This is a genomic window from Psychrobacter proteolyticus (assembly GCF_038155145.1).
Classification (GTDB): Bacteria; Pseudomonadota; Gammaproteobacteria; order Pseudomonadales; family Moraxellaceae; genus Psychrobacter; species Psychrobacter proteolyticus_B.
Genome location: NZ_JBAKAY010000068.1, coordinates 1 through 234 on the forward strand (window position 1 = coordinate 1; position 234 = coordinate 234).

The following is a 234-nucleotide window of genomic DNA, read 5'->3' on the forward strand; positions in this document are numbered from 1 at the left end:
AAAATACTAGTCACGCTACAGGACGCTTGCACGGCAAGCCAAGCATCGCCAGTGGTAAAGACTGTTTTCTTCAGAGTGAGTTTTTCTGCTGCGATTGCCGCAATAGCAATGGGGAAATCCTCTATGGCTCGCGCATTCACTTTGCTATAGATAAAGTTTTTTAACTTAATACCTTCGATGAAACCTTGATTCGACAAGGTAAAGTCTGTGAGCTGGCTATCAGTACTGGTCAGT

General features: G+C 44.0%; 1 pseudogene. It reads right to left on the reverse strand.

From position 1 onward, the window contains the following. Positions 1-234: pseudogene (locus V6252_RS13020) on the reverse strand (patatin-like phospholipase family protein); the annotation flags it as partial.